Origin of the sequence: Exiguobacterium sp. FSL W8-0210 (assembly GCF_038006045.1) — a bacterium.
GTDB lineage: Bacteria > Bacillota > Bacilli > Exiguobacteriales > Exiguobacteriaceae > Exiguobacterium_A.
The window spans coordinates 1,979,865-1,992,994 of record NZ_JBBOUK010000001.1 but is presented as its reverse complement, the minus strand read 5'-3'; the positions used below and the strand labels follow the sequence as shown (position 1 = coordinate 1,992,994).

Annotated in this window: 12 protein-coding genes; all 12 read left to right on the top strand. The window is 51.6% G+C overall.

Annotated elements, in window-relative coordinates; all coding sequences use genetic code 11:
- The first annotated feature begins 9 nt into the window (after positions 1-9).
- The 12 genes from lspA (at position 10) to pyrE (ending at position 13,109) form a co-directional block, all read left to right on the top strand.
- Positions 10-486: a signal peptidase II gene (lspA, locus tag MKY22_RS10545; protein ID WP_214859730.1), complete on the top strand. Its 477-nt coding sequence runs from the start codon at positions 10-12 to the stop codon at positions 484-486.
- Positions 483-1,406: an RluA family pseudouridine synthase gene (locus MKY22_RS10540; RefSeq protein WP_023468791.1), complete on the top strand. Its 924-nt coding sequence runs from the start codon at positions 483-485 to the stop codon at positions 1,404-1,406. Before lspA ends, MKY22_RS10540 begins: the two co-directional genes overlap by 4 nt.
- A 248-nt stretch (positions 1,407-1,654) precedes the next feature.
- Positions 1,655-2,185 (top strand): bifunctional pyr operon transcriptional regulator/uracil phosphoribosyltransferase PyrR, encoded by a 531-nt coding sequence (gene pyrR, locus MKY22_RS10535; protein ID WP_290778468.1) that lies wholly within the window; start codon positions 1,655-1,657, stop codon positions 2,183-2,185.
- 51 nt (positions 2,186-2,236) lie between these two features.
- Complete coding sequence (locus tag MKY22_RS10530) at positions 2,237-3,550, top strand: uracil-xanthine permease family protein (RefSeq protein ID WP_341088722.1); 1,314 nt, start codon at positions 2,237-2,239, stop codon at positions 3,548-3,550.
- Between the two features lie 123 nt (positions 3,551-3,673).
- Complete coding sequence (locus MKY22_RS10525; protein ID WP_290778128.1) at positions 3,674-4,609, top strand: aspartate carbamoyltransferase catalytic subunit; 936 nt, start codon at positions 3,674-3,676, stop codon at positions 4,607-4,609.
- Positions 4,593-5,864, top strand: a complete 1,272-nt coding sequence (locus MKY22_RS10520; protein ID WP_341088720.1) for a dihydroorotase — start codon at positions 4,593-4,595, stop codon at positions 5,862-5,864. Before MKY22_RS10525 ends, MKY22_RS10520 begins: the two co-directional genes overlap by 17 nt.
- Positions 5,857-6,945: a carbamoyl phosphate synthase small subunit gene (locus tag MKY22_RS10515; protein ID WP_290778122.1), complete on the top strand. Its 1,089-nt coding sequence runs from the start codon at positions 5,857-5,859 to the stop codon at positions 6,943-6,945. The genes MKY22_RS10520 and MKY22_RS10515 overlap by 8 nt, the downstream gene beginning before the upstream one ends.
- Entirely contained in the window at positions 6,938-10,147 is a 3,210-nt protein-coding gene (gene carB / locus MKY22_RS10510) for a carbamoyl-phosphate synthase large subunit (RefSeq protein ID WP_055968653.1), read from the top strand. The genes MKY22_RS10515 and carB overlap by 8 nt, the downstream gene beginning before the upstream one ends.
- A complete protein-coding gene (locus MKY22_RS10505; protein ID WP_341088717.1) occupies positions 10,144-10,875 on the top strand; it encodes an iron-sulfur cluster-binding protein in 732 nt (243 codons plus the stop codon). The genes carB and MKY22_RS10505 overlap by 4 nt, the downstream gene beginning before the upstream one ends.
- Positions 10,872-11,804, top strand: coding sequence for a dihydroorotate dehydrogenase (locus MKY22_RS10500; RefSeq protein ID WP_341088716.1), 933 nt, complete (start codon positions 10,872-10,874; stop codon positions 11,802-11,804). The genes MKY22_RS10505 and MKY22_RS10500 overlap by 4 nt, the downstream gene beginning before the upstream one ends.
- Positions 11,779-12,480 carry an orotidine-5'-phosphate decarboxylase gene (gene pyrF / locus MKY22_RS10495; protein ID WP_341088714.1) on the top strand — a complete coding sequence of 234 codons (702 nt, stop codon included), beginning with the start codon at positions 11,779-11,781 and terminating at the stop codon, positions 12,478-12,480. Before MKY22_RS10500 ends, pyrF begins: the two co-directional genes overlap by 26 nt.
- Entirely contained in the window at positions 12,474-13,109 is a 636-nt protein-coding gene (gene pyrE / locus MKY22_RS10490; RefSeq protein ID WP_290778106.1) for an orotate phosphoribosyltransferase, read from the top strand. Before pyrF ends, pyrE begins: the two co-directional genes overlap by 7 nt.
- The last annotated feature ends 21 nt before the right edge of the window (positions 13,110-13,130 follow it).

Here is a 13,130-nt window from a genome sequence, read left to right as displayed (position 1 = left end):
GACAATAGGATGTGGCTTTACTTAGGGATTGCTGCTTTACTCGTTGGAATCGACCAGTTGACGAAATGGATCGTCGTTCAAAACATGACGATCGGTCAAGCGATCACGGTCATTCCGGATTTCTTTTATCTCAACTCGTATCGAAATCGAGGCGCTGCGTGGGGAATGCTCGAAGGTAAATTCGGCTTTTTCTTCGTCGTTACAGTCGTCGTCGTCATTGGATTGATTTACTTCCTTTACAAGGAAGGCACGAAAAATAAGGTATTTGCTTGGAGCATCGCGTTATTGCTCAGTGGTGCGATCGGAAATTTCATTGATCGAATGGCACGAGGAGAAGTCGTTGATTTCTTCCACTTCTTCCCGTTCGGCTATAATTTTCCGATCTTTAATGTCGCAGACGTCTGTTTGACGTTTGGTGTCATCACGATGCTGATCAGCGTCATGTTTGAAGAACGGTTGACTAAGAAAGGAACGATGGATAAATGAATGAAGTAGAAACATGGTCCGTACAAGCGGATGGAGCGACAGGGCGCATTGATAAATGGCTCGCAGAACAAAACGATTGGTCGCGTTCGCAAGTACAGGAATGGTTGAAAGCGGGACGTGTCGAAGTCGATGGTCGTGTCGTCAAACCGAACTATAAATTATCGGGAACGGAATCGATTGTCGTTCATATCCCGGAAGCGGTGGAGCTCGAGATCTTACCGGAAGACATCCCACTTGAAGTCGTCTATGAGGACTCGGACGTCATCGTCGTCAACAAACCAAAAGGGATGGTCGTTCACCCGGCGGCAGGGCATGTCTCAGGAACGCTCGTCAACGCCTTATTACACCACTGTCAAGATCTCTCAGGCATCAATGGCGTCAAACGTCCAGGAATCGTTCACCGGATCGATAAGGATACGTCAGGTCTGTTGATGGTCGCTAAGAACGACTTAGCGCATGAGTCACTGGCGCATCAATTGAAAGAGAAGACGACGGAACGTCTCTACATTGCGCTCGTGCACGGTGAAATCCCGCACGAACTCGGAACGATCGAAGCCCCAATCGGACGCGATAAGAACGACCGTCAACGAATGACGGTAACGGATAAGAATTCAAAGTCTGCCGTGACCCATTTCCGTGTTCTTGATCGGTATGAAGGCTTTACGGTCGTTGAATGTAAACTTGAAACAGGACGGACACACCAAATCCGTGTCCATATGCGTTATATCGGTTTCCCGCTTGCGGGTGACCCGAAATATGGTCCACGCAAGACGATGAAAATGAACGGTCAAGCCTTGCATGCTGCGGTTCTCGGTTTCGAACATCCACGCACAGGTGAGTGGATGCGCTTTGAAGCACCGCTCCCAGAAGAGATGACATTTGAAATCGGTCAATTGAAAAAACTTGAATTAGAGTCTTGACGTTTTTCTAATAAAACGGTAGAGTATCACCTAGAGAGCGATGCGAGACATCCTCTACTGACACTTCGGTCGTCCGAGTGACGATCCTACCTAACTAGTATCACCTTTAATCGAGTCCGGAGAGGCTGCGAAAGGGAGAACCTACCACGATCGTGTGTAGGCATGCATACAATACGTATGCCATGATTCTGTCTTCGATGACCTTCTGCGGATTTCCGCAGAAGGTCTTTTGTATGAAAGGAGAAAACATGAAACCAGCCGTCATCTTAGATGAAGCCGCGATTGGACGTGCACTGACACGGATCGCCCATGAAATCATCGAACGTAACAAAGGAATTCATGATTTGATGATTGTCGGAATCAAGACGCGAGGCGAGACACTCGCTCGTCGACTTACGAAGCGCATCGAACAAATCGAAGGAAAACCGGTCTTACTCGGTGTCGTCGACATCTCAATGTACCGGGATGACTTGTCGAAACGAAGTTTAGAACCAGAAATCAAAGGTTCTGATCTACCGGAAGACATCACCGGGAAAATCGTCGTCCTCGTTGACGACGTGCTCTACACAGGTCGCACCGTTCGCGCCGCGATGGACGCGCTCGTCGACCACGGAAGACCAAGTATGATTCAACTCGCTGTCCTCGTCGACCGCGGACATCGGGAGTTACCAATTCGACCAGATTTCATCGGTAAGAACGTCCCGACATCCCGTGAGGAACAAGTCGTCGTCGCGCTTTCTGAAGTCGATGAAGCCGATCAAGTATTCATTAAACGCTAAAATTCAAAACCTTTAAGGTGGTCCAGAGAGACCAGGAAGGGAGTCATCCATATGGCAAAACATGCCGCAGTACTTGATGTACAAGAAGTACCTACTCACCCTCTAAACTGGCTGATGCTCAGCTTACAACACGTCTTCGCGATGTTTGGTGCGACCGTGCTCGTCCCGCTCTTAACGGGACTCAACACATCGGTCGCGCTCGTCGCAAGCGGAGTCGGCACACTGATTTTCCTCGCCGTCACCCGCTTCAAAGTACCCACATATCTTGGTTCAAGTTTTGCCTACATCGCCCCGATCATTGCCGTCAGTGAACGGTGGGGTGTCGAGGATGCCTTAATCGGCGGAATGGTCGCTGGACTCGTCTACGGACTTGTCTCACTCCTCATCCGCTACACGGGAGCTGCTTGGTTGCTTCGCTTACTCCCACCGGTCGTCATCGGACCGGTCATCATGGTCATCGGTTTATCGCTCGCCCCGACCGCTGTCAACATGGCGATGAACGGAGCGGATGGTAAGTACAACGGACTGTACTTCCTCGTCGCGATGGTCACACTCGGCGTCACACTCCTTGCGATGACGTACTTAAAAGGAATGTGGAGCACGATTCCGATCCTGTTCGGGATCACGATTGGTTATCTCGTTGCGGCATCAGTCGGAATCATTGACTTCACACCACTTCAACAAGCCACGTTGTTCCACGTGCCGGACTTCACGATTCCGTTCTTGAATTACACACCATCGTGGAATACAGCCGCCTTGCTTCTGATCGTTCCCGTGACGCTCGTCACACTGACGGAGCATATCGGCGAACAAAAAGTGACATCACGGATCATCGGGCGCGAGACGCTCCTCGATCCAGGGATGCACCGGACCGTACTGGGTGACGGGATTGCGAAGACAGTCGCGTCGATGCTTGGCGGACCACCGGTTACGACGTATGGTGAGAACAACGGTGTCATGTCAATCACACGTGTCTACAGTGTCTATGTCCTCGGTGGCGCGGCGGTTCTTGCGATTAGCTTCGGATTCCTCGGATATGTCGAAGGGTTCATCAAGACGATTCCGACACCGGTCATGGGTGGGATCAGTATCCTCCTATTTGGAGTCATCGCGTCGAATGGTCTCCGGACGCTGACGGAAAGTAAGATCGATCTTGCCGATAAACGGAACTTGACGATTACAGCCGTCATTCTCGTCACAGGTATCGGAGGCGCGGCGCTTAAAATCGGCAACTTCTCTCTCGAAGGAATGGCACTAGCGACGATTCTTGGAATCATCCTGAATCTAGTTCTTCCGAAAATGACAGAGCAGGTCGAAGAAACAACGGAAACCTCTACAACTCAATCGGTAGCTAACAACTTTTAAGACGTTCCGAGAGAACGATAAAGTGAAGGCCATGAAAAGATGCAGGGAATCACTCTGCCTTCTTTCGGCGCACCTTCACTTAGAAGGTGCGCCTTTTTCATGACCTGAAGAGGAGTGAGTGATATGATGACGATCCTAAAAAACCGGCATTTCGTCAACCTAGAAATTTTATCCACGACAGAAATTAATTCTTTGATTGAACGCAGTCTCGCTTTTAAACGAGGCGAGCCAGCGCCAGATTATTCCGATAAGACGCTTGTCAATCTGTTCTTTGAAAACTCGACTCGGACACGCTCTTCCTTTGAGATGGCAGAGCATCGTCTGAACATGCATCTACTGCCGTTCGAAACGGCGACTTCCTCCGTGCAAAAAGGAGAAACGTTACGCGATACATGCAAGACACTCGAAGCAATCGGCGCAGATGCTTTGGTCATTCGCCACGGAGCAACCGGATATTACGAAGAACTGATGCAGACACTCGATATTCCGATCATCAATGCGGGAGACGGGAGCGGTCAACATCCGTCCCAGTCCTTACTCGATTTGATGACGATGGTCGAAACGTACGGAACGGTCGAAGGAAAAGTCGTCGTCATCTGTGGGGACTTGCAACATAGTCGCGTCGCCCGATCGAACGCGGACATCTTAAAGCGACTCGGTGCCATCGTTTATGGATCAGGACCTATTGAGTGGTACGACCCTGCGATGGGCATACCGTATCTTCCGATGGATGAAGCAGTCGAGCAGTGCGACATCTTGATGTTACTGCGTGTCCAGCACGAACGGCATGACGGGACGACACGATTTGATCCAGCAGTCTACCACACAACACACGGATTGACACATGAGCGGATGAACCGTCTGAAGCATTCCGCGATCGTGCTTCATCCGGCACCGGTCAATCGGGGAGTCGAGATTGCCGACGAACTGGTCGAACATCCGCAATCGCGGATCTTTGAACAGATGAAAAATGGTGTCTTTGCACGGATGGCGATTCTGGAATGGTGCTTTTCAACGAAATCAATCAAAGGAGACGATGCAGATGACAACACGAATTGAGAATGCGAGATGGTACGAGGCGGGACAAGTTCGAACTGGAGATATTCGGATTGAAGCCGGGAAAATCACGGATTTAGCAGCAACACCGCAAGCGAATGAAACGGTCATTGATGCGTCCGGCTTATTCGTTGCACCAGGATTCGTCGACATCCATGTCCACCTGCGGGAACCGGGTGGCGAACATAAGGAGACGATTGCGACCGGCACGGCAGCGGCGGCAGCGGGTGGATTCACGACGATTTGTCCGATGCCGAACACGCGCCCCGTACCAGACGATCGTCAAACACTCGATGCTTTGTTCCAAAAGATTGAAGAGACGGCGTCCGTCCGGGTTTTGCCTTACGCGGCGATTTCAAAAAATCAACTCGGACAAGAACTCGTCGCGTTCGACCAATTAATAGATGCCGTCGCGTTCACGGATGACGGTGTCGGCGTCCAGACGGCAGCAGTCATGCGGACAGCGATGCAACAAGCGGCACGGCTCGGGAAAACGATCGTTGCCCACTGTGAAGATGATTCGTTAAAAGCAGGATGTGTGCACGAGGGAAACTACAGTCGACGAGAAGGACTACAAGGTATTCCGTCGCTTGCTGAGAGTATCCACATCGCACGTGATGTTCTGATTGCAGAAGAGACTGGCTGTCATTATCACGTCTGTCATGTCTCGACGAAAGAATCGGTCCGTGTCATCCGTGACGCGAAACGAGCAGGGATCCGGGTGACGGCAGAAGTCACACCGCACCATCTGGTGTTGATCGATGAAGACATACCGAATCAGGACCCGAACTTTAAAATGAATCCTCCCTTACGAAGTGAAGCAGATCGCCAAGCATTGCTCGAGGGGTTAGCGGACGGAACGATTGATTGCATCGCGACCGATCACGCTCCCCATGCGGCAGAAGAGAAGGCACTCGGTATCGAACGCGCCCCGTTCGGCATCACAGGGTTCGAGACGGCCTTCCCACTCCTCTATACGAAGCTTGTTGCTGAAGGAGAGATGGCACTTGAGACACTGATTCGGAATTTGACGGACAAGGCAGCAGCCATCTTTGAACTTCCTTACGGGAGACTCGAAGTGGGGGCGGAAGCAGATCTGGTTTTGCTTGATCTAGAAACGGAGCGTATCGTATCACCGGAACGATTCCGCTCAAAAGGTAAGAACACACCGTTCGCAGGAGAACGGTTAAAAGGATTCCCGGTCATGACGCTCGTCAAGGGAGAAATCGTATTCAAGGAGGACACAGCACATGCGTAAACGGACACTGATACTAGAAGATGGGATGACGTTTGAAGGAACGGCGTTTGGCTCAGATACGACAACAACAGGAGAGGTCGTCTTCCAGACCGGAATGACAGGGTATCAAGAAATGTTATCGGATCCATCTTACTGCGATCAGATGATCGTGTTGACGAACCCGTTAATCGGAAACTACGGGATTAACCGAGAAGATTATGAGACAACGCGTCCGCTCGCTAAAGCACTGATCGTCCGTGAACATTGTCAGACGCCGTCGAATTTCCGGAGTGAGATGTCACTCGATGCGGCACTTCAGGATCTTGATATTCCAGGATTAAGTGGAATCGATACGCGTCAATTGACACGGCACATCCGTTCGAAAGGTGTCATGCGTGGACGACTCGTTGACGGTGAGTTCGATTTAGCAGCAGAACTGGTTCATCTTCAAAACGCACCTATCGAGACGGATCAAGTCAAGCGGGCCTCAACGGAACGAGCGTACATCATTCCAGGTGCTGGACCGCGGATCGTTCTCGTCGATTTCGGTGCGAAGCTCGGAATCGTCCGCGAACTCGTCAAACGCGGCTGTGAAGTCGTCGTCGTGCCCTACGATGTCAATGCAACGGAAGTCTTACGCTATCGTCCGGACGGTGTAATGCTATCGAACGGACCAGGGAATCCAAAGGATGTCCCAACGGCGATTCCGTTGATTCAAGAATTGACGGGAAAAGTCGTCATCTTCGGCATCTGTCTCGGTCATCAGTTGATTGCACTAGCGCACGGGGCGGATACGTTCAAGCTCCCATTCGGTCACCGAGGGGCGAATCATCCAGTCCAAGATATCCGGACAGGTCGCGTCGATATCACGTCGCAAAACCACGGGTATGCCGTCGACGAACAGTCATTACGCGATACCGTGCTTGAAGTGACGCATCTTGCGATCAATGACGGAACGGTCGAAGGCATCCGTCATACGACAGCAGCGGTCTTCTCCGTCCAATACCATCCGGAAGCATCACCTGGTCCGATGGATGCGAACGGTCTATTCCAACAGTTTTTAGAAGAAATCACGAAACAACAGGAGGTCTCTCATGCCTAAACGTCAAGATATCCAGAAAATTCTCGTTATCGGGTCCGGTCCTATCGTGATCGGACAAGCAGCTGAATTCGACTACGCTGGAACACAAGCGTGTCAAGCCTTGAAGGAAGAAGGATATGAAGTCATCCTCGTCAACTCGAACCCTGCAACGATCATGACGGATCCAACGGTCGCTGATCGTGTCTACATCGAGCCCCTCCAAGCAGAGTTCGTCTCACGGATCATCCGCAAGGAACGTCCGGATGCCTTGCTTGCGACACTCGGAGGTCAAACGGGTCTGAACTTGGCTGTCGAACTGGATCGTCTCGGTGTCCTTGCTGAGTATGGTGTCGAGTTACTCGGTACGAAATTGTCAGCAATCGAAGAGGCAGAAGATCGTGATTTGTTCCGTCAACTGATGTTTAAACGCGGGCATGGTGTGCCGGACAGTGAAATCGTGCATACGCTTGAAGAGGCACAACAATTCCGGCAACAGATCGGTTTACCGATCATCATCCGTCCGGCGTATACGCTTGGAGGAACAGGCGGTGGAATCGCCAACACACCAGAAGAGTTCACGCGAATCGTCGAAGGGGGACTCAAGGCAAGTCCGGCAACACAAGTACTTCTAGAAAAATCGATTGCCGGGATGAAGGAAGTCGAGTTCGAAGTCATGCGCGATGCGACGAATCAGGCGATCATCGTCTGTGCGATGGAAAACTTCGATCCCGTCGGTGTTCATACTGGAGACTCAATCGTCTTCGCTCCGACACAAACGCTATCGGATCGCGATTATCAATTGCTACGAAACGTCTCGCTCGATATCATTCGTGCACTCGGGATTGAGGGTGGATGTAACATCCAGTTCGCACTGGATCCGACGAGCTTCGACTACTATGTCATCGAAGTCAATCCACGTGTCTCACGCTCGTCTGCACTCGCGTCAAAAGCAACGGGTTACCCAATCGCAAAACTGGCTGCGAAAATTGCCGTCGGGTATGCCTTATCCGAATTAAAGAACCCGATCACCGAGACAAGTTTTGCTTCCTTCGAACCGGCACTCGATTATGTCGTCGCCAAGATTCCGCGCTGGCCGTTCGATAAATTCGAAACGGCAGACCGGACACTCGGCACACAGATGAAAGCAACTGGTGAGGTCATGGCAATGGGACGGACGATGGAAGAGGCCTTACTAAAAGCCGTTCGTTCACTCGAGATTGGTACAGCGGATCTGTATATGCCACGCTTCATCGAAATGGCAGATGATGCCTTACAACAAGCGATTCGCCAAGCGACGGACGATCGACTCTTCGCCTTGTACGCGGGCTTCGTCCGCGGTTACAGCGTCGAACAGATTCATGACTGGACGGCGATTGATCGCCTGTTCCTCGAGAAGTTGCACCATATTTGGCAGCTCGAGCAATCGGTCGCAGCTGGTTTGACACCTGAACTACTCCTGCATGTGAAGCGGTATGGATTCAGTGACCCGATGCTCGCCCGGATCACCGGACAAACGGAAACGGAGATTCGCCGGATGCGTGAAGCACAAGCGATTCACCCGGTCTATAAGATGGTCGATACGTGTGCGGCAGAGTTCGCGTCCGACACGCCGTACTACTACGGGACATACGAACGCGAAAATGAAGCGATCGCGACGAACCGTTCTTCGATTCTCGTCCTAGGATCGGGACCGATCCGGATTGGTCAAGGCGTTGAGTTCGATTATGCGACAGTCCATTCGATTCAGGCGATTCGTCAAGCTGGCTACGAAGCAATCATCGTCAACAACAATCCAGAAACGGTGTCGACCGACTTCTCGATCTCCGATCGGCTTTACTTTGAACCACTGACAACGGAGGATGTCCTTGAAGTCATCCGAAATGAACGTCCGCTCGGTGTCATCGTCCAGTTCGGTGGACAGACAGCGATCAACTTAGCCGAGTCATTAGCAGCAGAAGGTGTAAAAATCCTCGGGACATCGCTTGAGGATCTCGACCGGGCTGAGGACCGAAAACAGTTCGAAGCAGCATTGACGGCGCTCGACATTCCACAGCCACCAGGTAAAACGGCCGTGACAGTCGAAGAAGCGGTCACGGCAGCAGCGTCACTCGGTTACCCGGTTCTCGTTCGTCCATCGTACGTCCTCGGCGGTCGGGCAATGGAAATCGTCTATGCTCAAGAAGAACTCGAACATTATATGAAACACGCCGTCATCGCCTCACCGGAACGACCGGTCCTCGTTGACCGCTATCTGACAGGAATCGAACTCGAGGTCGACGCAATCTGCGACGGAACGGATGTCGTCATTCCAGGCATCATGGAGCACATCGAACGTGCCGGTGTTCACTCGGGTGACTCGATTGGTGTCTATCCGCCACAACGTGTCTCCCAAGACATCAAGGACCGGATCGTCGACTACACGACACGGATTGCGAAAGCATTCGGCATCAAAGGCTTACTCAACATCCAGTTCGTCTACGCGGACGGCGCTCTCTATGTCCTTGAAGTCAATCCGCGTGCTAGCCGGACGGTGCCATTCATCTCGAAAGTAACGGGACTTCCGGTCGCGCGTCTCGCAACGGACATCATTCTCGGTGAGACACTCGCTTCTTATGGATTAACAAGTGGTGTCCTACCGGAAGAACCACTCGTCTCTGTCAAAGTACCGGTCTTCTCATTTGCGAAGCTTAAAGAAGTTGATCCGACACTCGGACCGGAGATGAAATCAACCGGTGAAGTCATCGGAACGGACCGGACGCTCGAAAAAGCGCTCTATAAAGGGTTGCTCGCATCAGGGATGGCGATTCCAGAGCACGGTCGTGTCCTCTTGACAGTCGCAGATCCAGATAAAGCAGAAATGACGGATCTCGCACGTCGCTTTGCCTCACTTGGATTCACGTTACTTGCAACGGAAGGAACGGCAGCGTACTTGACGGAGCAAGGATTACCGGTCCAGACGGTCGGCAAAATCGACTCGTCTTCCGAATCGATGCTCGACGTGATTGAAAAAGGGGAGATCGAATATGTCATCAATACGATGAGTCGGGACTCGCAAGTCACGAAAGATGGCTTCATCATTCGCCGGGCAGCAGCCGAGAATCAGGTCGTCTGTCTGACATCACTCGATACGGCGGAAGCAATTCTACGTGTCATCGAAAGTCGCTCGTTTGAAGCCAGTGCAATCCAAGCCTTCACACATGAAAAGAAAGTGGTGATCCAATGAAGCAACTCTTGACGGTCGTCTCTCGACGAACGGTAGCTCAAGGTGCGACAGAACTCGTCTGTCGCTTTGAGCAACCTCAGATCATCGCGCCAGGGCGATTCATGCATCTTCGCGTCGGGCCACTCTTACGCCGACCGATCTCGATTGCCCGGGTCGATCATGACTTGATCACGTTTCTCTTTAAAGAAATCGGACAAGGAACAGCAGAACTGGCCTCTTTGCGTCCGAATGATACGATCGATGCCCTCGGACCGCTTGGAAACGGGTTTCCGATTGCTGCTATCCATCCAACTCAACGCGTCGTCCTCGTTGGTGGGGGGATCGGTGTCCCACCGCTGTATGAGACGATGCGCCAACTTGTCGCCCGGGGCGTGACATGTGAAGCGATTCTAGGATTCGATACGGCAACAAGCGTTTTTTACGAAGCGGAATTCCAAGCACTCGGTAAGACGACGGTCACGACCGTCGATGGAACGCATGGCACGACAGGATTCGTCACGGCAGCCTTACGTCCGGAAAGCTACGACGTCCTACTCGCCTGCGGACCGGAACCGATGTTGCGAACGTTACAGCAACAACCGATCGAACATAAGTATCTGTCGATCGAAAACCGAATGGGGTGCGGTATCGGAGCGTGCTTTGCCTGTGTCTGTAAAACACCGACCGGCGGGTACGTTAAGACATGTTCCGATGGTCCAGTCTTTCGGGCAGAGGAGGTCGTATTATGAGAGAACGATTGCGTGTCGAGTTGCCGGGACTCTCTTTAAAAAATCCGATCATGCCAGCATCCGGATGTTTTGGATTCGGTGAGGAATATGCGAAGTTGTATGATTTATCAGAGCTTGGGGCGATCATGATTAAAGCAGCGACGGGTGAAGAACGCTACGGAAACCCGACGCCACGTGTCGCAGAGAGTGGCATGGGGATGTTGAATGCAATCGGTCTCCAAAATCCGGGTGTCGATGGCATCTTAACGAATAAATTGCCATTCCTAGAGACGTTCGATACGGCGATCATCGCCAATGTCGCAGGTTCGACACCGGAAGAATATGAGTTCGTCGCGGAGAAAATGAGTCGGCATCCAGGCATTCATGCACTGGAATTAAACATTTCCTGTCCGAACGTCAAATCGGGGGGGATTCAATTCGGAACGGATTCGTTGCTTGCCGCTGAGTTGACCCGACGTGTCAAACGAGTCTCGACTAAACCGGTCTACGTCAAACTATCACCGAACGTCACCTCGATCGTCGAGATGGCGCGTGCCGTCGAAGCCGCTGGTGCAGATGGTCTGACGATGATCAATACACTGGTTGGGATGCGAATCGATGTCCGGACGGGACAGCCAATCCTTGCGAACCGTATCGGTGGATTATCGGGTCCGTCAATCAAACCAGTCGCGATTCGGATGATTCATGATGTCGCGCAAGTCGTTTCGATCCCGATCATCGGTATGGGTGGCGTGATGGAGGTCGATGACGTCCTCGAAATGATTTACGCCGGGGCTTCGGCTGTTGCCGTTGGTACCGCAAACTTCGTCAATCCATACATCTGTCAAGAATTGATTCAGCAGTTACCAGAACGGATGGACGAACTTGGCATCGATCATATTTTAGACATCAGGGGGAAAGCATATGAATCAACTTTACATCGCGCTTGATTTTCCGACCGAAGCAGAAGTCTTTTCGTTTCTCGAACGGTTCGAAGAGACACGACCTGCCGTGAAAATCGGGATGGAATTGTTTTATGCAGCAGGCGGAACTTTCGTCCGAAAACTCGTCGAGCGTGGACACGCGGTATTCCTCGATGTCAAAGTCCACGACATTCCAGAAACGGCACGCCGGACGATGCGCATCATCGGACAATTAGGCGTCGAACTGACGAACGTCCATGTTGCTGGTGGAAAAGAGATGATGATCGCTGCGCGAGAAGGACTGCGTGAGACGAACGCTGAGACACAACTGATTGGCGTGACTCAGTTGACATCGACGGATGAAGCGATGTTACGCGATTTAAAGATTGAAGGAGCGATGCCGGCAGTCGTTCGTGAATATGCGCAACTCGCAGAAGCAGCAGGACTAGATGGTATCGTCTGTTCAGCACTCGATCTTCCGGAACTAGTTTCAGCTTGTCGGACGAATTTTCGGTTCGTCACACCCGGCATTCGTCCGACGAACAGTCAAGCGGATGATCAAAAGCGGGTCGCGACCGTTCTTGACGCTCGTCAAAATGGAGCGACGGATTTAGTGATCGGTCGTCCGATTACGCGTGTAGAACATCCAGAACAGATCTATCTGATGTTACTTGAACAATGGAAGGGGCAATTCTCATGGTAAATCCAATCGCTAGTGCGTTACTCCGTATTGAAGCCGTCACCTTATCGCCAAACGATCCATACACATGGGCAAGTGGACTTCGTTCACCGATTTATTGTGATAATCGTTTGACGCTCTCGTACCCAGAAGTTCGTTCCTTGATTGCAGATGCACTCGCTGAGAAAGTGAAGGGACTTGCAGTCGATGTGATTGCTGGAACTGCGACGGCAGGTATTCCACACGCAGCATTCGTCGCGGAACGACTAGGATTACCGATGGTCTACGTACGTAGTGGCAACAAGAAACACGGTAAAGGGAATCAAATCGAAGGTGTCATTCAACCTGGACAACGTGTCGTCGTCATCGAAGACTTATTATCGACGGGGATGTCAGCAATCGAAGCGGCGGAAGCTCTGCAAGCGAAGGGAGCAAATGTCATTCGCATTCAAGCGATCTTCTCGTACGGGATGGAGCGCTTGTCAAACAATCTCCGCGACGCAAAGATCGAAGCGGATGCATTACTGACGTTCGAAGCGTTACTCGAAACCGCACAACAACAAGGCGATATTACTATAGAAGAGCAAAAACAGTTGGCGGATTGGTCGAAAGATCCAGTCGCTTGGAGCGAACGTTTTACAGCGAACGCCTAAAATCGATAGATTCCGTCGGAC

Excerpts from the sequence above, each read along its gene's own strand:
- MKY22_RS10530 (WP_341088722.1), top strand. The coding sequence starts at position 2,237 with ATGGCAAAACATGCCGCAGTACTTGATGTACAAGAAGTACCTACTCAC.
- pyrF (WP_341088714.1), top strand. The coding sequence starts at position 11,779 with ATGAATCAACTTTACATCGCGCTTGATTTTCCGACCGAAGCAGAAGTC.
- MKY22_RS10525 (WP_290778128.1), top strand. The coding sequence starts at position 3,674 with ATGATGACGATCCTAAAAAACCGGCATTTCGTCAACCTAGAAATTTTA.
- MKY22_RS10520 (WP_341088720.1), top strand. The coding sequence starts at position 4,593 with ATGACAACACGAATTGAGAATGCGAGATGGTACGAGGCGGGACAAGTT.
- lspA (WP_214859730.1), top strand. The coding sequence starts at position 10 with ATGTGGCTTTACTTAGGGATTGCTGCTTTACTCGTTGGAATCGACCAG.
- MKY22_RS10505 (WP_341088717.1), top strand. The coding sequence starts at position 10,144 with ATGAAGCAACTCTTGACGGTCGTCTCTCGACGAACGGTAGCTCAAGGT.
- pyrE (WP_290778106.1), top strand. The coding sequence starts at position 12,474 with ATGGTAAATCCAATCGCTAGTGCGTTACTCCGTATTGAAGCCGTCACC.
- MKY22_RS10500 (WP_341088716.1), top strand. The coding sequence starts at position 10,872 with ATGAGAGAACGATTGCGTGTCGAGTTGCCGGGACTCTCTTTAAAAAAT.
- pyrR (WP_290778468.1), top strand. The coding sequence starts at position 1,655 with ATGAAACCAGCCGTCATCTTAGATGAAGCCGCGATTGGACGTGCACTG.
- MKY22_RS10515 (WP_290778122.1), top strand. The coding sequence starts at position 5,857 with ATGCGTAAACGGACACTGATACTAGAAGATGGGATGACGTTTGAAGGA.
- MKY22_RS10540 (WP_023468791.1), top strand. The coding sequence starts at position 483 with ATGAATGAAGTAGAAACATGGTCCGTACAAGCGGATGGAGCGACAGGG.
- carB (WP_055968653.1), top strand. The coding sequence starts at position 6,938 with ATGCCTAAACGTCAAGATATCCAGAAAATTCTCGTTATCGGGTCCGGT.